Source organism: Lelliottia nimipressuralis, from assembly GCF_041464075.1.
Lineage (GTDB): Bacteria > Pseudomonadota > Gammaproteobacteria > Enterobacterales > Enterobacteriaceae > Enterobacter > Enterobacter nimipressuralis.
This window is the reverse complement of sequence record NZ_CP167172.1, coordinates 4,143,239-4,166,565: the sequence shown is the minus strand read 5'-3', so window position 1 is coordinate 4,166,565 and position 23,327 is coordinate 4,143,239. Positions and strand designations below refer to the sequence as shown.

Below are 23,327 nucleotides of genomic sequence, written 5' to 3'. Positions count from 1 at the left end.
GGAGAGATGCGTGAGGCGATTGCCAGGAATTTTACTGCTTACAGGGGCAACGCTTGTCGTCATTGTCGCGTTGCTCGTGAGCGGGCTGCGCCTCGTGTTACCGCATCTCGACAGCTGGCGCCCGCAGGTGCTGGCAAAGATCGAAAGCGCCACCGGCATTCCCGTTGACGTCAGCCAGCTGAGTGCCAGCTGGCAAAATTTCGGCCCAACGCTGGATGTCCGCGATATCAACGCGAGCCTGAAAGACGGCGGCCATCTCAAAATCAAACGTGTGACGCTGGCGCTGGATGTCTGGCAAAGTTTGCTACACATGCGCTGGCAGTTTCGCGATCTCACTTTCTGGCAGCTTCAGTTTCTGACCAACACGCCTCTGAACCAGGGCGATAACAGCAAAGGCATTGAGACCAACCGCTTCAGCGATCTTTTCCTGCGCCAGTTCGATCATTTCGATCTGCGCGACAGTGAAATCAGTTTTATTACCCTCTCCGGACAACGGGCCGAACTGGCGATCCCGCAGCTCACCTGGCTTAACGGCAAAGATCGCCATCGCGCCGAAGGGCAGGTGAATCTCTCCAGCCTGAACGGGCAGCACGGCATCATGCAGGTGCGCATGGATCTGCGCGATGACAACGGCCTGCTGAACAAAGGCAAAGTCTGGCTGCAGGCCGACGATGTGGATGTCAAACCCTGGCTGGGCAAATGGATGCAGGATAACGTGGCGCTGCAAAGGGCGCGCTTCAGTGTTGAAGGCTGGCTGACGCTGGCCGACGGTGATATATCCGCCGGGGATGTGTGGCTGAAGCAGGGCGGCGCGGCGTGGAAAGGGGATACGCAATCCCATGATATGTCAGTCGATAACCTGACGGCACACGTCACCCGTCAGGGCGACAGCTGGCAATTCTCCATTCCCGATACCCGTATCACTATGGACGGCAAAGCCTGGCCGCGCGGCGCATTAACGATGGCGTGGGTGCCTGAGCAGGAAGTGGGCGGCGTGAACAACAAGCGCAGCGATGAGCTGCGTATCCGCGCCAGCAACCTCGATCTGGCAAGTCTCGACGGTTTACGGCCTATTGCGAACCGCATATCAACTGCGCTGGGTGAAGTCTGGGAAGCCACACAGCCGAGCGGCCAGATCGACACCCTGGCGCTGGATATCCCTCTGCAGGCCACAGAAAAAACCCGTTTCCAGGCATCGTGGAAAGCGCTCTCCTGGAAGCAGTGGAAGCTGCTGCCCGGTGCCGAACACTTTGGCGGAAAGCTTGAGGGCAGCGTTGAAAACGGCAGACTGACGGCGGAAATGAATGACGCCAAAATGCCGTACGAAACGGTTTTCCGTGCGCCGCTGGAGATTGAAAAAGGCACTGCCATTCTTAACTGGCTGAACAATGAGAAAGGTTTTCAGCTCGATGGCCGTGATATCGACGTAAAAGCCACCGGCGTTCACGCGCGCGGTAATTTCCGCTATCTGCAGCCGGAAGGCGATGAGCCATGGCTGGGGATTCTGGCCGGTATCAGCACTGACGATGGCGGCCAGGCATGGCGCTATTTCCCGGAAAACCTGATGGGCAAAGCGCTGGTGGACTACCTGAGCGGCGCGATTCAGGGCGGTCAGGCCGATAATGCCACGCTGGTTTATGGCGGCAATCCGCACTTGTTCCCTTACAAACACAACGAAGGCCAGTTCCAGGTTCTGGTGCCGCTGCGCAATGCGACTTTCGCCTTCCAGCCCGACTGGCCAGCGCTGAAAAACCTCAATATCGAACTGAATTTCCTGAACGACGGGCTGTGGATGAAATCCGACAGCGTTGCGCTGGGCGGCGTAACCGCCAGTAATTTGAGAGCGGTGATTCCGGATTACTCGAAAGAGAAGCTGCTGATCGACGCGGACATTAACGGGCCGGGCAAAGCCGTCGGGCCTTATTTTGACGAGACACCGCTGGATGATTCGCTGGGCGCTGCGCTGCAAGAGCTGCAAATCGATGGCGATGTGAATGCCCGTTTGCATCTCGACATCCCGCTGGATGGCGAGATGACCACCGCCGAAGGCGATGTGGTGCTGAACAACAACAGCCTGTTTATCAAGCCGCTAGATAGTACGCTCAAGAACCTGAGCGGCAAATTCAACTTTGTGAATGGCAATCTGAAAAGCGGGCCGCTGAAAGCCAACTGGTTTAATCAACCGATTAACGTGGATTTCAGTACCACCGAAGGTGAAAAAGCCTATCAGGTCGCCGTCAATATGGATGCTAACTGGCAGCCCGCGCGGATGGACGTGCTTCCAAAGCCGGTGGCCGAATCTATTGACGGAACGGTTGCCTGGAAAGGTAAAGTGGCCATCGACCTGCCTTATCGTGGAAGTGCGCACTATAAAGTCGACGTGACCGGCGATCTGAAGAATGTAAGCAGTCACTTACCTGCACCGCTGGATAAGAAAGCTGGGCAGCCACTGCCGATGAACATCAATGTGCAGGGCGATCTGAACAGCTTCGCTCTCACTGGTAATGCGAATGGTACAAATCACTTTAACAGCCGCTGGTTGCTCAGTCGCAAACTGACTCTCGACCGGGCTATCTGGACCACGGACAGCCGCACCATTCCGCCACTCCCTGAGCAGCCAGGCGTTGAGCTGAACCTGCCCGCGATGGACGGCGCCGAGTGGCTGGCGATGTTTAACAAGGGCGTTGGGCAAAATGTGGATGAAGCCGCCCAGTTCCCGCAGCGCGTGACCGTCCGTACGCCGTCACTGACCTTGGGCGGACAGCAGTGGAATAACCTCAGCATTGTCTCTGAGCCAACCCTCAACGGGTCGACGGTGGAAGCGCAGGGCCGTGAGATTAACGCCACGCTCACAATGCGTGACAATGCGCCATGGCAGGCGGCGATTCGTTATCTTTACTACAACCCGACGACGGCCACGAAAGGGCAAACGGGAGCGGCTTCGCCGTTAGCCGAGGTTTCAAAAGTGGATTTCAGCGGCTGGCCGGATTTACAACTGCGCTGCGCGGAGTGCTGGCTGTGGGGCCAGAAATATGGCCGCATCGACGGTGATTTTGCCGTGAAGGGCAACACCCTTAGCCTCGCGGGCGGCCTGATTGATACCGGCTTTGGGCGTCTGACTGCGGACGGAGAGTGGGTGAATGGCGCGGGCGAACAGCGCACCTCCCTGAAAGGTAGAATCAAGGGCAACAAGCTGGATGCGGCGGCGAATTTCTTTGGCGTCAGCACACCGCTGCGCGGCTCTTCCTTCGATGTTAATTACGATCTGCACTGGCGCGCTGAGCCGTGGAAACCGGACGAAGCTACGCTGAACGGCATCCTCAAAACCAATCTGGGCAAAGGCGAAATCGCCGACGTCAGCACAGGTCACGCCGGGCAGCTTTTACGTTTACTGAGCTTTGACGCGCTGCTGCGCAAACTGCGTTTTGACTTCAGCGATACCTTCAGCGAAGGGTTCTATTACGACTCTATTCGCAGTACGGCGTGGATCAAAGACGGCGTTCTGCATACGGATGACACGCTGGTGGATGGCCTGGAGGCCGACATCGCCATGAAAGGCTCGGTGAATCTGGTGCGTCGCGAACTGGATATGGAAGCGGTCGTTGCGCCGGAGATCTCGGCGACCGTCGGTGTCGCTGCGGCATTCGTGGTCAACCCGATTGTGGGCGCAGCGGTGTTTGCCGCCAGTAAGGTGCTGGGGCCGCTGTGGAGTAAGGTCTCAATCCTGCGCTATCGCATTACCGGCCCGGTCGATAAGCCGCAGATTAATGAGGTGCTCCGTCAGGCGCGCAAAGATGCACAGCAATGATTTGACGCGGGCGAGTAATTGCCCCACTCTCATAAATAATGAATTTTTTTACCGCCCTTGGGCGGCAACGAACGAGTAGCAAAACGATGAGTCTGAACCTGGTAAGTGAACATTTGCTCGCAGCGAACGGCCTGAGTCATCAGGACCTGTTTTCCATTCTTGCCCAACTAACCGAGCGTCGCCTCGATTACGGCGATCTCTATTTCCAGTCGAGCTACCACGAATCCTGGGTTTTAGAAGACAGCATCATTAAAGATGGCTCTTACAACATCGACCAGGGCGTCGGTGTTCGCGCCGTAAGCGGTGAGAAAACCGGCTTTGCCTATGCCGATCAGATTAGCCTGACTGCGCTGGAGCAGAGCGCCCAGGCAGCGCGCACTATCGTGCGTGAAGCGGGCGATGGTCGTGTGAAAACCCTCGGCGAAGTGCAGCATTCTGCGCTCTATACCAGCATCGATCCGCTGCAAAGCATGACCCGCGAGGAGAAGCTGGATATCCTGCGCCGCGTGGACAAAGTGGCTCGCGCGACAGATAAACGCGTTCAAGAAGTGTCAGCCAGCCTGAGCGGTGTGTATGAACTCATTCTGGTGGCTGCTACCGACGGTACGCTGGCCGCTGATGTGCGCCCGCTGGTACGTCTGTCTGTCAGCGTGCAGGTGGAAGATGACGGTAAACGCGAGCGCGGCTCCAGCGGTGGCGGCGGTCGTTTTGGTTATGACTGGTTCCTGGCCGATGAAGACGGCGATGTTCGCGCAGATGCGTGGGCGAAAGAAGCCGTGCGCATGGCGCTGGTGAATCTCAATGCGGTAGCGGCCCCAGCCGGTACGCTGCCGGTGGTACTCGGCGCAGGCTGGCCTGGCGTGCTGCTGCACGAAGCGGTCGGTCACGGTCTGGAAGGCGATTTCAACCGTCGCGGCACCTCCGTATTCAGCGGTCAGATGGGCGAGCTGGTGGCCTCGGAACTGTGTACCGTTGTGGATGATGGCACCATGACCGATCGTCGCGGTTCTATCTCTATCGATGATGAAGGGACGCCGGGGCAGTACAACGTGCTGATCGAAAACGGCATTCTGAAAGGTTACATGCAGGACAAACTCAACGCGCGTCTGATGGGCGTTGCGCCAACCGGGAACGGGCGTCGCGAATCCTACGCACATCTGCCGATGCCGCGTATGACCAACACCTATATGCTCGCAGGCAAATCGACGCCGCAGGAGATCATCGAATCCGTGGATTACGGGATCTTCGCGCCAAACTTCGGCGGTGGCCAGGTGGATATCACCTCCGGCAAGTTTGTCTTCTCGACGTCTGAAGCCTATCTGATTGAAAAAGGCAAAGTCACCAAAGCGGTGAAAGGCGCTACGCTGATTGGCTCCGGTATCGAGGCGATGCAGCAGATTTCGATGGTGGGTAACGATCTGAAGCTGGATAAAGGCGTGGGCGTCTGCGGTAAAGAAGGCCAGAGCCTGCCGGTGGGCGTCGGTCAGCCGACGCTGAAAGTGGATAATCTGACCGTCGGCGGTACCGCCTGACTTGAAGTCTTATTGAAAAAATGGCGCGTCTGAAAAGGCGCGCCATTTTTTTTGCGACGCTTATCGCGCGCTGTTTAGCGGCACCTCAGGATCGGGCTCGCGAGTGATGCGGTTACGTAAATCGCGACGGATAATTTCAATCGACCAGAACCAGATCAGGTGACCCACTATCTCGGAAACGTGCTCGTACCACGGAAGATCAAACAGTGGCGGTGTCAGCCCCATCAGCGGGAACGAAATCATATGAACAAATAGCTGCGCTAATGCCCCGGCAAATAAACCCTGCCAGAGCTTTATTTTCGGAAAGACTTCCGCAACAACGCAATAGCCTACGGCGAACACGATTGAGAAAATAATATGTGTCACGCCAACCCAGTTGAATATATGTCCGGCAAATGTATAAACCGCAGCGTTAGGGTCGACGACGCCCAGCCAGTCGCGGAGAAATACATAGGGTGGATTCAGGAAATTACGTGAGCAATCAATTTGGCTGGCTGCTCTGATTAATTGCTCTGGCCCGCATGCGGCGCTGAATAAATCGGTTGGACTGCGCGGAGGAAGAGGAACTTCGGCGCCCCATTTGACAAAGGCGGAGACAATCCCGGCGATCAGCCCAATGAACGCGGCGAGTCCGTAGCGCCTGCGTGAAGGCGGTGTTTGTTCGAATAGATTCATATTTATTCCTTGTTTAAACAAAATCCTGAGAAACGTTATTTTTATGAAGTATTTATTTAACAACTCTATAACCGTCTGATATTTGCGTAGAACAGGTTTCAGACAATGAGTACGATAAAGGTCACAAGGCAAATATGTCAATTCGCCATTATTAATAGAACTCAGTGAAATATCTTAATTGCGCCGGAAGGGACTGGAGGTTATTTATCTCTGACAGGAGGGCAGAGGCCAAATTCCAATAATCATCTGACCTCTCTGCATTTACGGGGCGGCTTACTCTTTTCTTCTGCCCCGCATTCCCTGATAAAGCTCCGCCACTTCCACAAAATAGTCCGTCAGATAGTTAATACAGACCTGGACCTTGAGCGGCAGTTTGTCCTTTTCCGTATAGAGGGCATACACCGGACGGGGATCGGACTGGTAGCGCGGGAAAAGGATCTCCAGCTCACCGCTGTTGATCTCATTGATCACCCACATCAACGGCACGTAGGCGATGCCTGCTCCGGCGACCAGCCAGCGGGAGATGGTCATGGGATCGTTCGTCACGAACCGCCCCTGCGGCAGCAGTTTTGTCGACAGCCCTTCCGGGGCAATCAGCTCAAACTCGTTGTCCGGACGCACGCTGTACTCCAGCCAGGAGTGATTGCTCAAATCGGCTGGTTTTTCCGGCACGCCAAACTGCGCCAGATAGTTTTTAGAGGCGCAGACGACCATCGGCATACTGCCCAGGCGACGGGAGAAGAGGCTGGAATCCTGCAGCGCACCGACGCGAATCACGACGTCCAGACCGTCGGCGATCAGGTCTGGCGCCGGGATGCCGGTGACCAAATTTACCGCCAGACCTGGATACTCTTTGAGCATTTCCGCCGTCATACTGGCGAGGACATTTTGTGCCATAGTTGAAGAACACCCGATCCGCAGCGTGCCGATGGGGGTGTTATTGAAGGCATAGAGTTGCTCGTGAACGTCCTGGACTTCGTGCAACATCCGACGACAGCCCTGGTAATAGATTTTCCCCGCCTCCGTCAGCCCAATGCTGCGGGTGCTGCGGTTGAGCAGCTTGACCTGAAGCTCATCTTCCAGTTTCGACACCGTCTGGCTGATGGATGAAACACTCATCTGAAGCTGTCGGGCAGCGGCGGTAAAGGAGCCAAATTCGACGACTTTGGCAAACACTGACATGCGCTTTAAACGTTCCATTGTTCACTCTGGCTTAAAAGTGATTTAGATCACATATTATAGATAACAGCATAACAGTTACGTTAATATATTATTACTGACATAACAGCTTCACCATTCCCGCCCGGCTTTTCTTGCCCTTCTGCGATGGTGTGAGCTAAACAAAAACTGTCGCCTGCACGCGTTCAAATCAAGGTCAACATGAGTCTGTTTCCCGTTATCGTGGTGTTCGGTTTATCGTTCCCACCGATTTTCTTCGAACTAATTTTATCACTGGCGATTTTCTGGCTGGTGCGCAAGGTGCTGGTTCCAACCGGCATCTACGATTTTGTCTGGCACCCTGCACTGTTTAATACCGCGCTGTATTGCTGCCTGTTCTGGCTTGTATCGCGCATGTTTGTCTGAGGTAGATGTGAAAACACTAACAAGAAATATCTCCCGTACCGCCATCACCGTGGCGCTGGTGGTCCTGGCGTTCATCGCAATTTTCCGCGCCTGGGTGTTTTACACCGAGTCACCCTGGACGCGTGACGCGCGTTTCAGCGCGGATGTGGTGGCCATTGCCCCTGACGTCGCCGGGCTTATTACCGCGGTTAACGTGCGTGATAACGAACTGGTGAAAAAAGATCAGGTGCTTTTCACCATTGATCAGCCTCGCTACCAGAAAGCCCTCGAAGAGGCTGAAGCAGACGTCGCCTACTATCGGGCGCTGGCAACGGAAAAACGCCGTGAAGCCGGACGACGTAACCAGCTGGGCGTACAGGCCATGTCTCGTGAAGAGATTGACCAGTCTAACAACGTATTGCAAACCGTTCTGCATCAGCAGGCAAAAGCCGAAGCAACGCGCGACCTGGCGAAACTGGATCTGGAACGTACGGTGATCCGTGCGCCGTCTGACGGCTGGGTGACCAACCTCAACGTCTATACCGGTGAATTTATCACTCGCGGCTCCACCGCCGTGGCGCTCGTAAAACAGCACTCTTTCTATATTCTCGCCTACATGGAAGAGACCAAACTGGAAGGGGTACGTCCAGGCTATCGCGCCGAAATCACGCCACTGGGCAGCAACCGCGTGCTTAAAGGCACGGTGGACAGCGTGGCCGCAGGCGTCACCAACTCCAGCGCCACCCGCGATACTAAAGGGATGGCAACGGTTGATTCTAACCTTGAGTGGGTTCGTCTGGCGCAGCGTGTGCCGGTGCGTATTCGTCTCGATGACGAGCAGGGCAACCTGTGGCCGGCCGGCACCACGGCGACGGTGGTGATCACCGGTGAGAAAGATCGTAACGGCAACAACGACTCCCTGTTCCGTAAAATCGCGCATCGTCTGCGTGAGATTGGTTAATTGTGATGGGTATTTTCACCATCGCCACCCAGCACGTTCGCTTCGCCATTAAGCTGGCGTGCGCCATCGTGCTGGCACTCTTTGTCGGTTTTCACTTCCAACTGGAAACCCCGCGTTGGGCGGTGCTGACAGCGGCGATTGTTGCTGCGGGCCCGGCCTTCGCGGCGGGCGGCGAACCTTACTCGGGTGCCATCCGTTATCGCGGGATGCTGCGTATCGCCGGGACGTTTATCGGCTGTATCGCGGCACTGACGATCATTATCACCATGATTCGCTCCCCGCTAATGATGCTGATGGTGTGCTGTATCTGGGCGGGCTTTTGTACCTGGGTTTCCTCGCTGGTGAAGGTGGAGAACTCCTACGCCTGGGGCTTATCCGGCTATACCGCGCTGATCATTGTGATCACCATTCAGAGTGAACCCCTGCTTGCGCCGCAGTTTGCTCTTGAGCGTTGCAGTGAGATTGTCATCGGGATTGTCTGTGCGATCGTTGCCGATCTGCTTTTCTCGCCGCGCTCCATCAAGCAGGAAGTCGATCGCGAACTGGATGCGCTGATTGTTGCTCAATATCAACTGATGCAGCTGTGTATTAAACACGGCGACAGTGAAGAGGTGGACAACGCCTGGAGCGCGCTGGTGCGTCGCAGCACGGCGCTGGAAGGAATGCGCAGCAACCTGAATATGGAATCCTCCCGCTGGGCGCGCGCTAACCGACGCCTTAAAGCGCTCAATACCGTCTCCCTGACGCTGATCACCCAGGCTTGTGAAACCTACCTGATTCAAAATACCCGTCCCGAGGCGGTCACGGATACCTTCCGTGAGCTGTTCGCAGAACCCGTCGAAACGGTGCAGGATGTGCGTAAACAGCTGAAGAGAATGCGTCGGGTCATTGTCTGGACCGGTGAGCGCGACACGCCTGTCACCATTTACAGCTGGGTAGGTGCGGCGACGCGCTATCTGCTCCTCAAACGCGGCGTGATCAGTAATACCAAAATCAGCGCTATTGAAGAGGAGATTCTACGTAGCGAAGTGGTCATCAAAGCCGAGTCGGCAGAGCGCCACCATGCGATGGTGAACTTCTGGCGTACGACTATCGCGTGTGTGCTCGGCACGCTCTTCTGGCTGTGGACGGGCTGGACGTCGGGTGCGAGCGCGATGGTAATGATTGCAGTGGTGACTTCGCTGGCGATGCGTCTGCCAAATCCACGTATGGTGGCGGTCGATTTTCTGTATGGCGCGCTCGCGGCGCTCCCCATCGGGGCGTTCTATTTCCTCGTGGTGCTGCCCTCCACCCAGCAAAGTATGCTGCTGCTGTGTATCAGTCTTGCGGTGCTGGCGTTCTTTATCGGGATTGAAGTGCAGAAGCGTCGTCTCGGGTCTTTGGGCGCACTCGCCAGTACGATCAACATTCTGGTGCTGGATAACCCGATGACCTTCCACTTCAGTCAGTTCCTCGACAGCGCGTTAGGCCAGCTGGTGGGTTGTTTCCTGGCGATGATGGTCATCCTGCTGGTGCGTGATAACTCCCATGCGCGTACCGGACGTGTGCTGCTGAACCAGTTTGTCTCGGCGGCGGTATCTGCGATGACCACCAACACCGCGCGTCGCAAAGAGAACCATCTGCCGGCCCTGTATCAGCAGCTGTTTTTACTGCTGACGAAGTTCCCTGGCGATATTGCCAAGTTCCGCCTGGCGCTGACGATGATCATCGCGCACCAGCGTCTGCGCAATGCGCCGATTCCGATCAACGACGATCTGTCGGCATTTCACCGCCAGCTGCGTCGCACGGCGGATCATGTGATTTCGGCCTCGTCGGACGATAAGCGCCGCCGCTACTTTGGCCAGTTACTGGAAGAGCTAAACATCTACCAGGAGAAACTGCGGGTCTGGGAAGCGCCGCGGCAAGTGACGGAACCGGTACAGCGACTGACGGATGTGCTGCATCGGTATCAAAATACACTTACCGACAGCTAGTTGGCTCTGCACAGCCGACAAACACACCGTAAAAACCGACGCCAAAAGCGTCGGTTTTTTTGTGGCTATACTTATTCTGGCAGGCTCTTAAACCCAGATCAGGAGGACACATGACCACCCAGGCACTCCAGGACAATGCGCTTTTTCAAACCGGATATCTTGTAGACGGCATATGGAAAACGCTGGATACCACTTTTGATGTGCTCAACCCGGCCACGGGCGATGTCGTCGCGAAAGTCGCAAAAGCAGGTAAAAAAGAAACCGAAGAGGCTATCGCGGCAGCCAGTCGCGCCTTCCCGGCGTGGCGCGCGAAAACGGCGAAAGAGCGTTCGGCGATCCTGTACCGCTGGTACGAACTGATCATTGAGAACAAAAGCTGGCTTGGACGGCTGATGACCACCGAACAAGGTAAACCGCTAAAAGAGGCGGAAGGCGAAGTCGAATACGCCGCCAGCTTTATCCAGTGGTTTGCCGAGCAGGCGAAACGCGCCAACGGCGAAATCATTCCCCCCATCAAACTCGGCTCACGCATTCTGGCGACCCGCGAACCCATCGGCGTGGTCGCGGCGATCACGCCGTGGAATTTCCCGATGGCGATGCTGACCCGCAAACTCGGTCCGGCGTTGGCCGCAGGCTGTACCGGTGTGATCAAACCCGCTAACAACACACCGCTCAGCGCTTTTGCGCTGCTGACGCTGGCGAAAAAAGCCGGTGTCCCTGATGGCGTGCTCAACGCCGTCGCCGGGAACACCCACGAGATCAGCGATGCCATCATGGCCAGCCACGAGGTGCGGAAAATCTCGTTTACCGGTTCGACTGCCGTGGGCAAAACGCTGGTGCGTAATGCCGCAGAAACCATGAAAAAAGTCTCCATGGAGCTGGGCGGTAATGCGCCGTATATCGTCTTTGACGATGCTGATATTGAAGCCGCCGTGAAAGGGGCGATTGCCAATAAATTCCGTAACGCCGGGCAGGTGTGTGTCAGCGTGAACCGGTTCTATATTCAGGAATCCGTCTACGACGCCTTTGTGACCAAACTCGCTGATGCGGTAAACGCCCTGAAAGTGGGAAACGGTCTGGAAGAGGGCGTGGTGGTGGGGCCGCTGATTGAACCTAATGCGGTGAATAAAGTGCGCGAACACGTTGAGGATGCGGTCGCAAAAGGTGCAACGGTGCTGGCGGGCGGTAAAGCGCATTCTCTCGGCGGTAATTTCTGGCAGCCAACCGTGTTGGGCGAGTGTCACGAAGGGATGAAACTGGCTGAGGAAGAGACCTTTGGCCCGGTTGCCGCCTGTTTCCGCTTTACCTCAGAAGAAGAGGTGGTCCAGCGTGCGAACAACACGCCGTTTGGCCTGGCGGCTTACTTCTATACGCAAAATCTTTCGCGCGTTTTCCGCGTGTCGCAGGCGATTGAGAGCGGCATGATCGGCATTAACGAATGTGCGGTCTCGACCGAGCTTGGCCCATTCGGCGGTGTGAAAGAGTCGGGACTGGGTCGGGAAGGATCGGTTCTTGGGCTGGAAGAGTTTCTGGAAGTTAAAACCCTGCATATCGGGGGATTATAATTATCGTCAGGGCGGCGCAGGCCGCCTTTCTGGACGGGGTGGCGGGCAATGAATATCTATACGTTTGATTTTGATGAAATCGACAGTCAGGAAGACTTTTACCGCGAATTTTGTCGCACATTTGGGTTAGAACAGGCAAAGGTAACGGATCTGGATTCGCTGTGGGACGTGGTGATTGGCGATGCCTTACCCATGCCGCTGGAACTGGAGTTTATCCATCTGCCGGATAAGCTACGTCGACGCTTTGGCGCACTGGTTCTGCTGTTTGACGAGGCGGAAGAGGAGCTGGAAGGGCAACTACGCTTTAACGTTCGTCACTGATTTAGACATAAAAAAGCCCCTGACAAAGCGTCAGGGGCAAGTCGTATGATGAGATACGACGAGGGTTTATTTGTACAGCTCAGCCGTTGCATGCCAGTGGTCACCCTGATTTAGCTCGGTGACACGATAGCTGCTTGCGCCTGCTTTTTCAGCTTTAGCCGCCAGCTCCTGGCGGATATCCATCGGAGAACCCGCGACGGAAGATACGGATACACTACCCATTGATTGCAGGTTTTGCGCTTGCTCAGCATTCACCTGATGCACAGCTGCGCTGGCACCGAAAGAGAGAACGGAAGCTAAGCCTAGGGTTGCGATGATTAATTTGGTGTTCATAGTCGTACTCCTGAATGTGTTTCCTCGACGGCGAGAAGGGTTATACCGCTATTTTTATGCCTGGTGCCGTTGAGTCGATAATGTCGTTACTACTTACTCTTGATAAAACTTATTTGTACAGCTCAGCCGTTGCGTGCCAGTGGTCACCAGAACGCGCTTCGATGATGCGATAAGAAGACGCACCCTGCTCTTCGGCTTTCTTGTTCAGCATTTCGTGCATGTCCATCGGAGACGTACCGATTGCACCTACGGAAACGGTGCCGATGGCCTGGCGAGATTGTGCCTGATCAGCGTTGATAGAGTCGGCAGCAAATGCACCGAATGACAGGACAGACAGGACGCTCAGAGCCGCTACAGTTGTTTTGATTTTCATGATTGTTTACCTCGTCGAATTTATTGGGGTCTTTCGTTTCGTGACCCTCATCACAAAATCAAGTATACACTAATCACGCTAAATATTAATACCACGCTAATTGTTTCATGGGTAATTACGTGTTAACTGGTCACGTTTTTATAACTAAAATGCATAGAATTGACCGTTTTTTGGTCACAAGGATTGTCGATATATAAGTAAATCATAGACATAACGAACTTTGATTTTTTGTGCGATCTGTTGATAGATCATTCGCTGGATGAATGAAAAGAGGCAGGTAAAAGCACTATTTGCAAAAGTAAGCACAACAGAATGGGGACGTAAACAAGGCGGTGGGCAGAACATTCCCCGCTGCCTGAGCAGCAGGGAAGGGGATTACAGCTCCTGTTCGAACAGCATCAGGATAGCTTCGTAGAGATCTTTAACGGAAAAACCGTTCGCTGGCGTAGTAAAGATGGTGTCATCCCCCGCGATGGTGCCGAGGATCCCTTCCGCTTTACCCAGTGAATCGAGCAGGCGGGCGATTAACTGCGCCGCACCTGGGCTTGTGTGGATCACGACCACCGCGTCGTTGTAATCAATATCCAGCACCAGGTTTTTCAGCGGGCTGGAGGTGGTCGGCACACCCAGTTCGGCGGGCAGGCAGTAAACCATTTCCATTTTGGCGTTGCGAGTACGCACCGCGCCAAACTTGGTGAGCATACGGGAGACTTTCGACTGATTAATGTTCTCGAAACCTTGTTCCTGTAAAGCCAGAACAATCTCTCCCTGAGAACTGAATTTCTCTTCTTTGAGCAGCGCTTTAAACGCCTTCACTAATTCTTCTTGTTTTGACGAGCTTCGCATAAGTCACCCGGAATATGACGATAGAAACAACATTATTATGCATGTGGATGAATTTTTATGCAAATATTCTGCCCTGAACCAGGCTGAAATAATGTTATGAAAGGGAGTGATTTTATCAAATTTCGTTATCAGAAAACATGCCTACATCACGGCGCGTAAATAACCTTAAAAGTAAACTAAATGTTATCAAAATGATGTTGTTTTGCTGGCGAGTGAGGGTGTATTGTAACCACCGTCTTGATTGGCTACTTCGTTGCCGCAGTTTGCTGGAAGCATTCTGGCAAAGGTGAAAGACGCGTGACCTCAAATTCTTTAGCTACGAAAATTGTAATTATTTACCTGCTGAATTAATGTCGCCGCAACGGAGTAACAGATATTAAAGTTAACCATAATAAGGAGTTTAGGATGAAAGTTGCAGTCCTCGGCGCTGCTGGTGGTATCGGCCAGGCGCTTGCCCTACTACTGAAAACCCAACTGCCTTCAGGCTCAGAACTCTCTCTGTATGATATTGCTCCGGTAACCCCAGGTGTGGCGGTTGACCTGAGCCACATCCCAACAGCTGTGAAAATCAAAGGCTTCTCCGGTGAAAACGCACGTCCGGCGCTCGAAGGCGCAGACGTCGTGCTGATCTCCGCGGGTGTTGCACGTAAGCCTGGTATGGACCGTTCCGATCTGTTCAACGTCAACGCCGGTATCGTGAAGAACCTGGTCCAGCAGATCGCAGAAACCTGCCCGAAAGCCTGTATCGGTATCATCACTAACCCGGTCAACACTACGGTTGCTATCGCAGCAGAAGTGCTGAAAAAAGCCGGTGTTTACGATAAGAACAAACTGTTTGGCGTGACTACGCTGGACATCATCCGTTCCAACACCTTCGTGGCTGAACTGAAAGGCAAACAGCCTTCAGACATCGACGTGCCGGTTATCGGTGGTCACTCTGGCGTGACAATTCTGCCACTGCTGTCCCAGATCCCAGGCGTGAGCTTCTCCGAGCAGGAAGTGGCTGACCTGACCAAACGCATCCAGAACGCGGGCACCGAAGTGGTGGAAGCGAAGGCGGGTGGCGGTTCTGCAACCCTGTCTATGGGCCAGGCGGCTGCACGTTTTGGTCTGTCTCTGGTTCGCGCCCTGCAAGGCGAGAAAGGCGTGGTGGAATGTGCGTATGTGGAAGGTGACGGCGAGCACGCCCGCTTCTTCTCACAGCCGCTGCTGCTGGGTAAAAACGGCGTTGAAGAACGTCAGTCAATCGGCAAGCTGAGCGCGTTTGAACAACAGGCGATGGAAGGCATGCTTGATACGCTGAAGAAAGATATCACCCTGGGCGAAGAGTTCGTTAACAAGTAAGCGAATGCCAGGCGATAAAAAACCGGAGCCATGGCTCCGGTTTTTTTATGCCGCTTAGTTGGTGGACGGATATTCCTGAATAGTGACCTGAATGGTCAGCTTCTTATCATTACGCATGACTTCCACCGGAATGATAGAACCCGGGCGAATCTCTGCCACCTGGTCCATTGTCTCCAGCGCGGATACTGCCGGGATACCGTTCACCGAAACAATCACGTCATTAACCTGCAGTCCTGCCGCCGCAGCCGGGCCACCTGGGGTGACTTCGTTCACGACGATGCCCTGAATCTGATCGATACCGCCGCCCTGGGTATGCAGCGGCGCGATTTCACGTCCACCAATTCCAATGTAGCCACGGATCACGCGACCGTCGCGGATCAGCTTGTCCATGATTTTGGTCGCCAGCTGGAACGGGATCGCAAAACCGATGCCTTCCGGCGTTTCACCATCGTTGCTCTTATCAAAGGAGAGGGTGTTGATGCCCATCAGCTCGCCGAGGGAGTTCACCAGCGCACCGCCGGAGTTCCCGTGGTTGATGGAGGCATCCGTCTGCAGGAAATTCTGTCGTCCTGAAGGGTTCAGGCCAATACGACCGGTGGCGCTGATAATCCCCTGGGTAATGGTCTGGCCCAGGTTATAGGGGTTTCCGATTGCCATCACCACGTCGCCGATATGCGGCGTGCGCTTACGGTTAATCGGAATCACCGGCAAGCCACCGCTGGCGGTAATTTTCAGCACCGCCAGATCCGTCAGGCTATCCGAACCGACCAGCAGGGCTTCAAAAACGCGGCCATCCTGCAACGCCACAATAATCTGATCGGCGTCGTTGATAACGTGCTTGTTAGTAATGATGTAGCCGCGCTCGTCCATAATTACGCCGGACCCGAGGGTGCGGATCTCCAGCTGATTATTGGCGGAACTGTTGAGGCCGCGGTTATAGACGTTTACCACGGCGGGTGCCGCCCGGCGAACGGCCTGGTTGTAACTCACTGGCGTCTCATCCGTACTGTCGAACTGAGGCGCCGCCAGCTTATTGAACTGACGTAATGAGGGCATTGCAGCCAGTAATAAACCGCCAACGACCAATCCGATGGCGACGGAGCGAAATAGCTTAAGAACCATGATGCGGGCGTCGTTAATTGAGAAACGGTTGCAGCATAACATGACTTATCCGGACATCACACGCAGCGGTGATGTCCGGGGTCAGTGCTTAGCGTAATAAGATGTAAAGCGTGTCGTTGCCGCGAACAATTTGCAGCGCAATCACCGTCGGTTTGCTCTCCAGCACTTTGCGCATTTCTGCAATCGACTGCACGCGGTTGCGGTTCACGCCGATGATCACGTCATCCTGATGCAAGCCAGCCTGTGCGGCCGGGCTGCTCTTCTCGACGCTTTCAATGGTGATGCCTTTGGTGCCGTCTTTGAGCTGCCCGTCACTCAGCGCCGCGCCTTGCAAGGCAGGGGCGATCAGCTCGGCGCTGGCCGATGCAGAGGTGCTCTTATCCAGCGTCACTTCCACGTCGAGCGGTTTACCGTCGCGCAGCAGGCCGAGTTTCACTTTGGTGCCTGGCTCTGTGGTGGCGATGCGCGAGCGCAGCTCCGCAAAGCTGTTCAGCGGCTTACCGTTCAGGCTTACAATCACATCGCCCGATTTCACGCCCGCCTTCGCCGAGCCGGAATTGGCCAGCACTTCGCTGACGAACGCCCCGCGCTGGACGTTAAGATTGAACGCTTTCGCAATATCAGCGCTCATCTCCATGCCTTTGATACCCAACAGCCCGCGTTTGATCTCGCCGGACTCAATCAGCTGTTGCGCCAGGGTTTTCGCCATATTGCTGGGGATGGCGAAACCGATGCCGATGCTGCCGCCGCCCGGTGCGAGGATCGCGGTGTTAATCCCGATCAGCTCGCCGTTCAGGTTCAGCAGGGCACCGCCGGAGTTGCCGCGGTTAATGGAGGCGTCGGTCTGGATAAAGTTCTCCAGCCCTTCAAGGTTCAGCCCGCTGCGGCCAAGCGCCGAGACAATCCCGGAGGTCGCGGTCTGGCCTAAGCCAAACGGGTTACCGACGGCCACGGCAAAATCGCCGACGCGCAGTTTATCGGAGTCGGCGATCACAATTTGCGTCAGATTGCTGGGGTTTTGTATTTGCAGCAGCGCGATGTCGCTCTGGTCATCGCCGCCAATCAGTTTGGCGTCAAACTCACGACCATCGTTCATCTGCACGCTGATTTTGTCGGCCTGGCTGATGACGTGGTTGTTGGTCAACACGTAGCCTTTCGCCGCGTCGATCACCACGCCGGAGCCAAGCCCTTCAAAAGGTTGCGCTGGCTGGTCCGGGCCTTCTTCGCCAAAGTATTTTTTTAGCTCTTCCGGCACGCGCTGGCTTTGCGCGGCGGTGCCTTCCACCTTCACGCTCACCACCGCAGGCAGCACTTTTTCAAGCATCGGCGCCAGGCTCGGAATGGCAGCCGCACCAGGCACTTGCGAAGGAAGCGCCGCGGCCGCAGGCCAGGACGCCGTCAAAGATAACCCGACACTTAACGCTATCGCGCTTAACAGCTGGTTTTTTTTCTTCATTGATGCTGGCTCTCGTTGCCTGGAGTAAAGGAAAATCGGCCCAAAAACAGTCTGATGTTATTGAATTTCAAACCACTGAACAATGAGGTAATTGACTAAATAATAGCTGGGAAGGGAAAGAAAGGACGGGCGCGAGGTGTGCGCCCGTGAAATAAATCGTAGATGTGCGATTAATCGCGTTTTACGCCACCGCGCAGCAGGCCGGATGCACCGTCAGAGTAATCACGCGGCATTTGAATCGGTGCCTGATCGTTACCGGCTTCAGACTCCGCCAGACGGTTGCGGAACGGGTTGGTGTCACCGCTCAGTTCCGGCAGCAGGCTGCTGGAGCTTTTTGCCATGTGCTGATACAGCTGACGGTAATCGGTCGCCATATTGTCCAGCAGTTCGGCGCTACGGGCAAAGTGGCTGACCAGCTCTTCACGATACTCTTCCAGCTCAGCTTTGTTCTTTTCCAGTTCATACTGCAGCGACTGTTGCTGACGCAATTTGCGATTACCAAAACGCATGGCCACGGCACCGATGGCGATACCGACGACTAAACCAATTAGCGCATATTCCCAGGTCATGAACTTCTCCCGTTGTCTTGTTGTTCCGTAGGGTAGTGGCTCGGCTCCTGCCTGTGCCTGATTATGCCACTATAACCGCTATTTCTTCAGAAGTGGAATCCTGACGCATCATCGCGTACTGTAGAACGGCCTTTTTTTCGCCAGTCGCGCCCACTGGTGAGGTTTAATTGAAGGAATAACAACAAGATTATGCAAAATCTGTCCCCCACATCGCGTTACAAACAGGCCCTTGATGAGGGCACTCATCAGCCCGACGACGTTCAGCGTGAGGCCGTTAATCGCCTGAATTTGATCTACCAGGAATTGACTCAGCAGATGCCCGCCCCCGCACAGAGCGGCGGACTGAAAGCGGCATTTGGCCGATTGTTGGGAAAAAAAGAGCCACAGACCGCAGCGCCCGTTCGCGGCTTATATATGTGGGGCGGCGTGGGCCGGGGGAAAACCTGGCTGATGGACATGTTTTATCAGAGCCTGCCTGGCACGCGTAAACAGCGTCTGCACTTCCACCGCTTTATGCTGCGCGTCCACGAAGAGCTTAACGCGCTACAAGGTCATACCGATCCGCTGGATATCATCGCCGAGCGTTTTAAAGCCGAAACCGACGTTTTATGTTTCGATGAGTTTTTCGTCTCGGATATCACCGACGCCATGCTGCTGGGCGGCCTGATGAAAGCGCTGTTTGCGCGGGGCATTACGCTGGTGGCGACGTCTAACATTCCGCCGGACGATCTCTATCGCAACGGTTTGCAGCGCGCGCGTTTCCTGCCGGCCATCGAGGCAATCAAAGAACACTGCGACATTATGAATGTCGATGCGGGCGTAGATTATCGTCTGCGCACGCTGACCCAGGCGCATCTGTGGCTCTCACCCTTAGATGAAGAGACGCGCAGCCAGATGGACAAGCTCTGGCTGGCTCTGGCAGGCGCTAATCGCGATACAGCCCCAGAGCTGGAAATTAATCATCGTCCTCTGCCAACCCTGGGGGTTGAAAACCAGACGCTGGCGGTTTCGTTTGCCACGCTGTGCGTCGATGCCCGCAGCCAGCACGACTACATTGCGCTCTCGCGTCTGTTTCATACGGTAATGCTGTTTGATGTGCCGGTGATGACGCCGCTGATGGAGAGTGAAGCCCGCCGCTTTATCGCGCTGGTAGATGAGTTTTACGAACGTCATGTGAAGCTGGTGGTGAGCGCCGCCGTGCCGCTCTATGAGATCTACCAGGGCGAGCGGCTGAAGTTTGAGTTCCAGCGTTGTCTGTCGCGTTTGCAGGAAATGCAGAGCGAAGAGTATTTGAAACGCGCACACATGCCGTAAATACCGCACCGTGCCGCAGGCCGGGGAAGGCGTAGTCGCCACCCGGCAATTCCCCAGCGAAAACCTTGCGACTAATCACATTTAAGGGTCGATCTTTGACCTCGACTTCTCTATAATCTTGCGACCCCACGTTACGAGAAGGTTTTTTTCCCAAAACTTTCTATGTGCTGGCACAGGCTATTCGAAGGGGTAGGTTTGCCGGACTTTGTCGTGTGAGCCTCAACTGACTAAACGTTTGGGTGTTCACCAACGTGTAACTTATTATTTGGGTAAGCTTTTAATGAAAACTTTTACAGCTAAACCAGAAACCGTAAAACGCGACTGGTATGTTGTTGACGCGACCGGTAAAACTCTGGGTCGTCTTGCTTCCGAACTGGCTCGTCGCCTGCGCGGTAAGCACAAAGCGGAATACACTCCGCACGTTGATACTGGTGATTACATCATCGTTCTGAACGCAGAAAAAGTTGCTGTAACCGGCAACAAGCGCGAAGACAAAATGTATTACCACCACACCGGCCACATCGGTGGTATCAAAGAAGCGACCTTTGAAGAGATGATTGCCCGCCGTCCTGAGCGTGTGATTGAAATCGCGGTTAAAGGCATGCTGCCAAAAGGCCCGCTGGGTCGTGCTATGTACCGTAAACTGAAAGTTTACGCAGGCAACGAGCACAACCACGCGGCACAGCAACCGCAAGTTCTTGACATCTAATCGGGATTATAGGCAATGGCTGAAAATCAATACTACGGCACTGGTCGCCGCAAAAGCTCCGCCGCTCGCGTGTTCATCAAACCGGGCAGTGGTAAAATCGTAATCAACCAACGTTCTCTGGAACAGTACTTCGGTCGTGAAACTGCCCGCATGGTAGTTCGTCAGCCGCTGGAACTGGTTGATATGGTTGAGAAATTCGATCTGTACATCACCGTTAAAGGTGGTGGTACTTCTGGTCAGGCTGGTGCGATCCGTCACGGTATCACCCGCGCTCTGATGGAGTACGACGAGTCCCTGCGTGGCGAACTGCGTAAAGCTGGCTTCGTTACTCGTGATGCTCGTGAAGTTGAACGTAAGAAAGTCGGCCTGCGTAAAGCACGTCGTCGTCCTCAGTTCTCCAAACGTTAATCTATTTTCTGCTTCGGCAGAAAGATTGGCGAAAAACCCGCTTCGGCGGGTTTTTTTTATGGATAATCCGACGGTTATCCACAGTATTTATTTGATTATCAGCTCTTTTTCAGCATTTCCAGAATCCCCTCACCACAAACCCTGCAAAATCTGGTAAACTATCATCCAATTTTCTGCCCAAATGTCAGTGAATACACCACTTTTGTTCGATTTTTGAGCGATTGAGTTTGTTCCTGGGATGGGTAACAAATCATCTGGCTGGCCCACGGGCCGGTAGCAGTAATATTCTGAATATACCTGGAGGTTTTCATGGCTGTCGCTGCCAACAAACGTTCGGTAATGACGCTGTTTTCTGGTCCTACTGACATTTATAGCCATCAGGTTCGTATCGTGCTGGCCGAGAAAGGTGTCAGTTTTGAGATCGAGCATGTGGAAAAGGATAACCCACCTCAGGATCTGATCGATCTCAACCCGAACCAGAGCGTACCAACGCTGGTGGATCGCGAGCTGACCCTGTGGGAATCCCGCATCATTATGGAATATCTGGATGAGCGATTCCCTCATCCGCCGCTGATGCCGGTTTATCCGGTTGCGCGTGGTGAAAGCCGCCTGTACATGCAGCGTATCGAGAAAGACTGGTACACCCTGATGAACGTCATTGTGAACGGTTCATCCTCAGAAGCAGACGCTGCCCGTAAGCAACTGCGTGAAGAACTGCTGGCCATTGCGCCGGTATTCGGTCAAAAGCCGTTCTTCCTGAGCGACGAGTTCAGTCTGGTAGATTGCTACCTGGCTCCGCTGCTGTGGCGTCTGCAGGCTCTGGGCGTAGAGTTCAGCGGTCCTGGCGCGAAAGAGCTGAAAGGCTACATGACTCGCGTATTTGAGCGCGACTCTTTCCTTGCTTCTCTGACAGAACCGGAACGCGAAATGCGTCTTGGTCGAGGTTAACGATTGTGGAAATGTCACAGCTATCTCCACGCCGTCCGTATCTGCTGCGTGCCTTCTATGAATGGCTGCTGGACAACCAGCTTACGCCGCACCTGGTAGTGGATGTGACGTTGCCGGGCGTGAGCGTTCCGATGGAATACGCGCGTGATGGTCAGATCGTTTTGAACATCGCGCCACGCGCGGTGGGTAATCTTGAGCTGGCAAACGACGAAGTGCGCTTCAACGCGCGTTTCGGCGGCGTACCGCGTCAGGTCTCTGTTCCGCTCGCTGCCGTGCTGGCAGTCTATGCGCGTGAAAACGGTGCAGGTACGATGTTTGAGCCGGAAGCGGCGTATGACGAAGATGTCGCCAGCCTCAACGATGAAGACGGTTCTACCGCCAGCGAAAGCGAAACGGTGATGTCCATTATCGACGGCGATAAGCCCGATCACGACAATGACAACGACCCTGATGACGATCCGCCGCCGCGCGGTGGCCGTCCAGCGTTACGCGTTGTGAAATAATTGAACAGGCCCGATGGGCCTGTTTTGCTATTCAGGGCTTTTCGCCCAGCCAAAAATCCTGTGTTATGATGAGTCGTTGTCACTGATTGTCACTCTTCTGACCCGAGTCTTTATGAAACCATTTGATCTTCAGGCGGAAAATTCAACCGAAACCCTTGGTCGCAGTTTGCGTCGTCGCCCGCTGGCGCGTAAAAAACTTTCCGATATGGTGGAAGAAGAGCTGGAGCAGATGATCCGTCGTCAGGAGTTTGCCCAGGGCGAACAACTTCCTTCCGAGCGTGAGCTGATGGAGTTCTTCAACGTGGGCCGCCCATCGGTACGTGAAGCACTGGCCGCCCTGAAGCGAAAAGGCCTGGTGCAAATCAACAACGGCGAACGCGCCCGCGTCTCGATGCCTTCGGCCGATACCATCATTAGCGAACTCTCCGGCATGGCGAAGGATTTCCTCACCCAGCCGGGTGGCATTACCCACTTTGAACAGCTGCGTCTGTTTTTCGAATCCAGCCTGGTGCGTTACGCGGCAGAATACGCCTCGGACGAACAGGTTGAGCGCCTGTCGAAGGCTCTGGAAATTAACAGCCAGTCCCTCAGCGATAACGCGCTTTTCATCCGCTCGGATGTCGATTTCCACCGTGTGCTGGCGGAGATCCCCGGCAACCCAATCTTTATGGCGATACATGTCGCGCTGCTCGACTGGCTGATAGCCGCTCGTCCGAAAGTCTCCGACGCCGAGCTGTATCAGCACAACGATGTCAGCTATCAGCAGCATATTGCTATTGTTGACGCCATCCGCCGCCGCGATCCTGATGAAGCCGATCGGGCGCTGCAAACCCATCTCAACAGCGTTTCCGCCACCTGGCACGCCTTCGGCCAGGGATCCCAAAAGAAAAAATAACGATCCTTTAGTGAAGCAGATCGCAATATAAGCGTTCTGTATGGGGTGCTGCTTATTTGATCTGGTATAACAGGTATAAAGGTATATCAAAAAGCAGATCAATAACCAC

General features: G+C 54.7%; 22 protein-coding genes. 14 read left to right on the top strand and 8 right to left on the bottom strand.

Translation table 11 applies throughout. The annotated features are described in order from the left end of the window. Positions 1 to 10 precede the first annotated feature (10 nt). Complete coding sequence (gene yhdP / locus ACB496_RS19950; RefSeq protein ID WP_371973355.1) at positions 11 to 3,808, top strand: AsmA2 domain-containing protein YhdP; 3,798 nt, start codon at positions 11 to 13, stop codon at positions 3,806 to 3,808. Between the two features lie 86 nt (positions 3,809 to 3,894). Beyond that, the gene (gene tldD, locus ACB496_RS19945) at positions 3,895 to 5,340 is read left to right on the top strand and encodes a metalloprotease TldD (RefSeq protein ID WP_100778690.1); all 1,446 of its coding nucleotides are present in this window, start codon (positions 3,895 to 3,897) and stop codon (positions 5,338 to 5,340) included. Positions 5,341 to 5,400: 60 nt separating this feature from the next. Here tldD and ACB496_RS19940 read toward each other — a convergent pair whose 3' ends face one another. Beyond that, complete coding sequence (locus tag ACB496_RS19940) at positions 5,401 to 6,015, bottom strand: YagU family protein (protein WP_102105516.1); 615 nt, start codon at positions 6,013 to 6,015, stop codon at positions 5,401 to 5,403. Between the two features lie 273 nt (positions 6,016 to 6,288). Next, entirely contained in the window at positions 6,289 to 7,215 is a 927-nt protein-coding gene (gene aaeR / locus ACB496_RS19935) for an HTH-type transcriptional activator AaeR (protein ID WP_095283622.1), read from the bottom strand. Positions 7,216 to 7,395: 180 nt separating this feature from the next. On the opposite strand from aaeR, the gene aaeX reads away from it, so the two are divergent. The 5 genes from aaeX (at position 7,396) to ACB496_RS19910 (ending at position 12,398) form a co-directional block, all read left to right on the top strand. Continuing rightward, positions 7,396 to 7,599 (top strand): p-hydroxybenzoic acid efflux pump operon protein AaeX, encoded by a 204-nt coding sequence (gene aaeX, locus ACB496_RS19930; protein ID WP_102105515.1) that lies wholly within the window; start codon positions 7,396 to 7,398, stop codon positions 7,597 to 7,599. 7 nt (positions 7,600 to 7,606) lie between these two features. After that, on the top strand, positions 7,607 to 8,539 hold the full coding sequence (gene aaeA, locus ACB496_RS19925) for a p-hydroxybenzoic acid efflux pump subunit AaeA (protein WP_102105514.1): 933 nt from the start codon (positions 7,607 to 7,609) through the stop codon (positions 8,537 to 8,539). Positions 8,540 to 8,544: 5 nt separating this feature from the next. Further along, positions 8,545 to 10,512 (top strand): p-hydroxybenzoic acid efflux pump subunit AaeB, encoded by a 1,968-nt coding sequence (gene aaeB / locus ACB496_RS19920; RefSeq protein ID WP_100780806.1) that lies wholly within the window; start codon positions 8,545 to 8,547, stop codon positions 10,510 to 10,512. A 110-nt stretch (positions 10,513 to 10,622) separates the two neighbouring features. Then, on the top strand, positions 10,623 to 12,077 hold the full coding sequence (locus ACB496_RS19915) for an NAD-dependent succinate-semialdehyde dehydrogenase (RefSeq protein WP_371973354.1): 1,455 nt from the start codon (positions 10,623 to 10,625) through the stop codon (positions 12,075 to 12,077). 48 nt (positions 12,078 to 12,125) lie between these two features. Continuing rightward, positions 12,126 to 12,398 carry a barstar family protein gene (locus ACB496_RS19910; protein ID WP_194512290.1) on the top strand — a complete coding sequence of 91 codons (273 nt, stop codon included), beginning with the start codon at positions 12,126 to 12,128 and terminating at the stop codon, positions 12,396 to 12,398. A gap of 66 nt (positions 12,399 to 12,464) precedes the next feature. Here the strand turns inward: ACB496_RS19910 and yhcN (ACB496_RS19905) are convergent, their stop codons facing one another. The 3 genes from yhcN (ACB496_RS19905) to argR all read right to left on the bottom strand — a co-directional run bounded on the left by yhcN (ACB496_RS19905) (position 12,465) and on the right by argR (position 13,950). After that, positions 12,465 to 12,731 (bottom strand): peroxide/acid stress response protein YhcN, encoded by a 267-nt coding sequence (gene yhcN, locus ACB496_RS19905; RefSeq protein WP_100778697.1) that lies wholly within the window; start codon positions 12,729 to 12,731, stop codon positions 12,465 to 12,467. A 109-nt stretch (positions 12,732 to 12,840) separates the two neighbouring features. Beyond that, positions 12,841 to 13,104: a peroxide/acid stress response protein YhcN gene (gene yhcN / locus ACB496_RS19900; protein WP_047347671.1), complete on the bottom strand. Its 264-nt coding sequence runs from the start codon at positions 13,102 to 13,104 to the stop codon at positions 12,841 to 12,843. Between the two features lie 375 nt (positions 13,105 to 13,479). Then, positions 13,480 to 13,950: a transcriptional regulator ArgR gene (gene argR / locus ACB496_RS19895; RefSeq protein WP_100778698.1), complete on the bottom strand. Its 471-nt coding sequence runs from the start codon at positions 13,948 to 13,950 to the stop codon at positions 13,480 to 13,482. Positions 13,951 to 14,355: 405 nt separating this feature from the next. On the opposite strand from argR, the gene mdh reads away from it, so the two are divergent. Then, entirely contained in the window at positions 14,356 to 15,294 is a 939-nt protein-coding gene (gene mdh, locus ACB496_RS19890; protein WP_123428216.1) for a malate dehydrogenase, read from the top strand. Positions 15,295 to 15,348: 54 nt separating this feature from the next. On the opposite strand, the gene degS is transcribed toward mdh, so the two are convergent. The 3 genes from degS to zapG form a co-directional block, all read right to left on the bottom strand. Next, positions 15,349 to 16,416, bottom strand: coding sequence for an outer membrane-stress sensor serine endopeptidase DegS (gene degS, locus ACB496_RS19885; RefSeq protein WP_100780807.1), 1,068 nt, complete (start codon positions 16,414 to 16,416; stop codon positions 15,349 to 15,351). A gap of 88 nt (positions 16,417 to 16,504) precedes the next feature. Further along, entirely contained in the window at positions 16,505 to 17,872 is a 1,368-nt protein-coding gene (gene degQ / locus ACB496_RS19880) for a serine endoprotease DegQ (protein ID WP_107702752.1), read from the bottom strand. A 170-nt stretch (positions 17,873 to 18,042) separates the two neighbouring features. Further along, positions 18,043 to 18,441 carry a Z-ring associated protein ZapG gene (zapG, locus tag ACB496_RS19875; RefSeq protein ID WP_100778701.1) on the bottom strand — a complete coding sequence of 133 codons (399 nt, stop codon included), beginning with the start codon at positions 18,439 to 18,441 and terminating at the stop codon, positions 18,043 to 18,045. Between the two features lie 189 nt (positions 18,442 to 18,630). Here zapG and zapE point away from each other — a divergent pair, with 189 nt between their 5' ends. The 6 genes from zapE to nanR all read left to right on the top strand — a co-directional run bounded on the left by zapE (position 18,631) and on the right by nanR (position 23,218). Further along, entirely contained in the window at positions 18,631 to 19,755 is a 1,125-nt protein-coding gene (zapE, locus tag ACB496_RS19870) for a cell division protein ZapE (protein WP_371973351.1), read from the top strand. 280 nt (positions 19,756 to 20,035) lie between these two features. Continuing rightward, on the top strand, positions 20,036 to 20,464 hold the full coding sequence (gene rplM / locus ACB496_RS19865) for a 50S ribosomal protein L13 (RefSeq protein ID WP_004868222.1): 429 nt from the start codon (positions 20,036 to 20,038) through the stop codon (positions 20,462 to 20,464). Between the two features lie 15 nt (positions 20,465 to 20,479). Next, positions 20,480 to 20,872 (top strand): 30S ribosomal protein S9, encoded by a 393-nt coding sequence (rpsI, locus tag ACB496_RS19860; RefSeq protein WP_064543072.1) that lies wholly within the window; start codon positions 20,480 to 20,482, stop codon positions 20,870 to 20,872. 309 nt (positions 20,873 to 21,181) lie between these two features. Beyond that, on the top strand, positions 21,182 to 21,820 hold the full coding sequence (gene sspA, locus ACB496_RS19855) for a stringent starvation protein SspA (RefSeq protein WP_100778703.1): 639 nt from the start codon (positions 21,182 to 21,184) through the stop codon (positions 21,818 to 21,820). A 5-nt stretch (positions 21,821 to 21,825) separates the two neighbouring features. After that, the gene (gene sspB, locus ACB496_RS19850; protein WP_100778704.1) at positions 21,826 to 22,323 is read left to right on the top strand and encodes a ClpXP protease specificity-enhancing factor; all 498 of its coding nucleotides are present in this window, start codon (positions 21,826 to 21,828) and stop codon (positions 22,321 to 22,323) included. Between the two features lie 112 nt (positions 22,324 to 22,435). Further along, positions 22,436 to 23,218 (top strand): transcriptional regulator NanR, encoded by a 783-nt coding sequence (gene nanR / locus ACB496_RS19845; protein WP_371973348.1) that lies wholly within the window; start codon positions 22,436 to 22,438, stop codon positions 23,216 to 23,218. Positions 23,219 to 23,327: the final 109 nt, after the last annotated feature.

Excerpts from the sequence above, each read along its gene's own strand:
- ACB496_RS19940 (WP_102105516.1), bottom strand. The coding sequence starts at position 6,015 with ATGAATCTATTCGAACAAACACCGCCTTCACGCAGGCGCTACGGACTC.
- argR (WP_100778698.1), bottom strand. The coding sequence starts at position 13,950 with ATGCGAAGCTCGTCAAAACAAGAAGAATTAGTGAAGGCGTTTAAAGCG.
- rpsI (WP_064543072.1), top strand. The coding sequence starts at position 20,480 with ATGGCTGAAAATCAATACTACGGCACTGGTCGCCGCAAAAGCTCCGCC.
- ACB496_RS19910 (WP_194512290.1), top strand. The coding sequence starts at position 12,126 with ATGAATATCTATACGTTTGATTTTGATGAAATCGACAGTCAGGAAGAC.
- nanR (WP_371973348.1), top strand. The coding sequence starts at position 22,436 with ATGAAACCATTTGATCTTCAGGCGGAAAATTCAACCGAAACCCTTGGT.
- zapG (WP_100778701.1), bottom strand. The coding sequence starts at position 18,441 with ATGACCTGGGAATATGCGCTAATTGGTTTAGTCGTCGGTATCGCCATC.
- degQ (WP_107702752.1), bottom strand. The coding sequence starts at position 17,872 with ATGAAGAAAAAAAACCAGCTGTTAAGCGCGATAGCGTTAAGTGTCGGG.
- degS (WP_100780807.1), bottom strand. The coding sequence starts at position 16,416 with ATGGTTCTTAAGCTATTTCGCTCCGTCGCCATCGGATTGGTCGTTGGC.
- aaeB (WP_100780806.1), top strand. The coding sequence starts at position 8,545 with ATGGGTATTTTCACCATCGCCACCCAGCACGTTCGCTTCGCCATTAAG.
- ACB496_RS19915 (WP_371973354.1), top strand. The coding sequence starts at position 10,623 with ATGACCACCCAGGCACTCCAGGACAATGCGCTTTTTCAAACCGGATAT.
- zapE (WP_371973351.1), top strand. The coding sequence starts at position 18,631 with ATGCAAAATCTGTCCCCCACATCGCGTTACAAACAGGCCCTTGATGAG.
- yhcN (WP_100778697.1), bottom strand. The coding sequence starts at position 12,731 with ATGAACACCAAATTAATCATCGCAACCCTAGGCTTAGCTTCCGTTCTC.
- aaeX (WP_102105515.1), top strand. The coding sequence starts at position 7,396 with ATGAGTCTGTTTCCCGTTATCGTGGTGTTCGGTTTATCGTTCCCACCG.
- yhcN (WP_047347671.1), bottom strand. The coding sequence starts at position 13,104 with ATGAAAATCAAAACAACTGTAGCGGCTCTGAGCGTCCTGTCTGTCCTG.
- sspA (WP_100778703.1), top strand. The coding sequence starts at position 21,182 with ATGGCTGTCGCTGCCAACAAACGTTCGGTAATGACGCTGTTTTCTGGT.
- aaeR (WP_095283622.1), bottom strand. The coding sequence starts at position 7,215 with ATGGAACGTTTAAAGCGCATGTCAGTGTTTGCCAAAGTCGTCGAATTT.
- mdh (WP_123428216.1), top strand. The coding sequence starts at position 14,356 with ATGAAAGTTGCAGTCCTCGGCGCTGCTGGTGGTATCGGCCAGGCGCTT.
- rplM (WP_004868222.1), top strand. The coding sequence starts at position 20,036 with ATGAAAACTTTTACAGCTAAACCAGAAACCGTAAAACGCGACTGGTAT.
- tldD (WP_100778690.1), top strand. The coding sequence starts at position 3,895 with ATGAGTCTGAACCTGGTAAGTGAACATTTGCTCGCAGCGAACGGCCTG.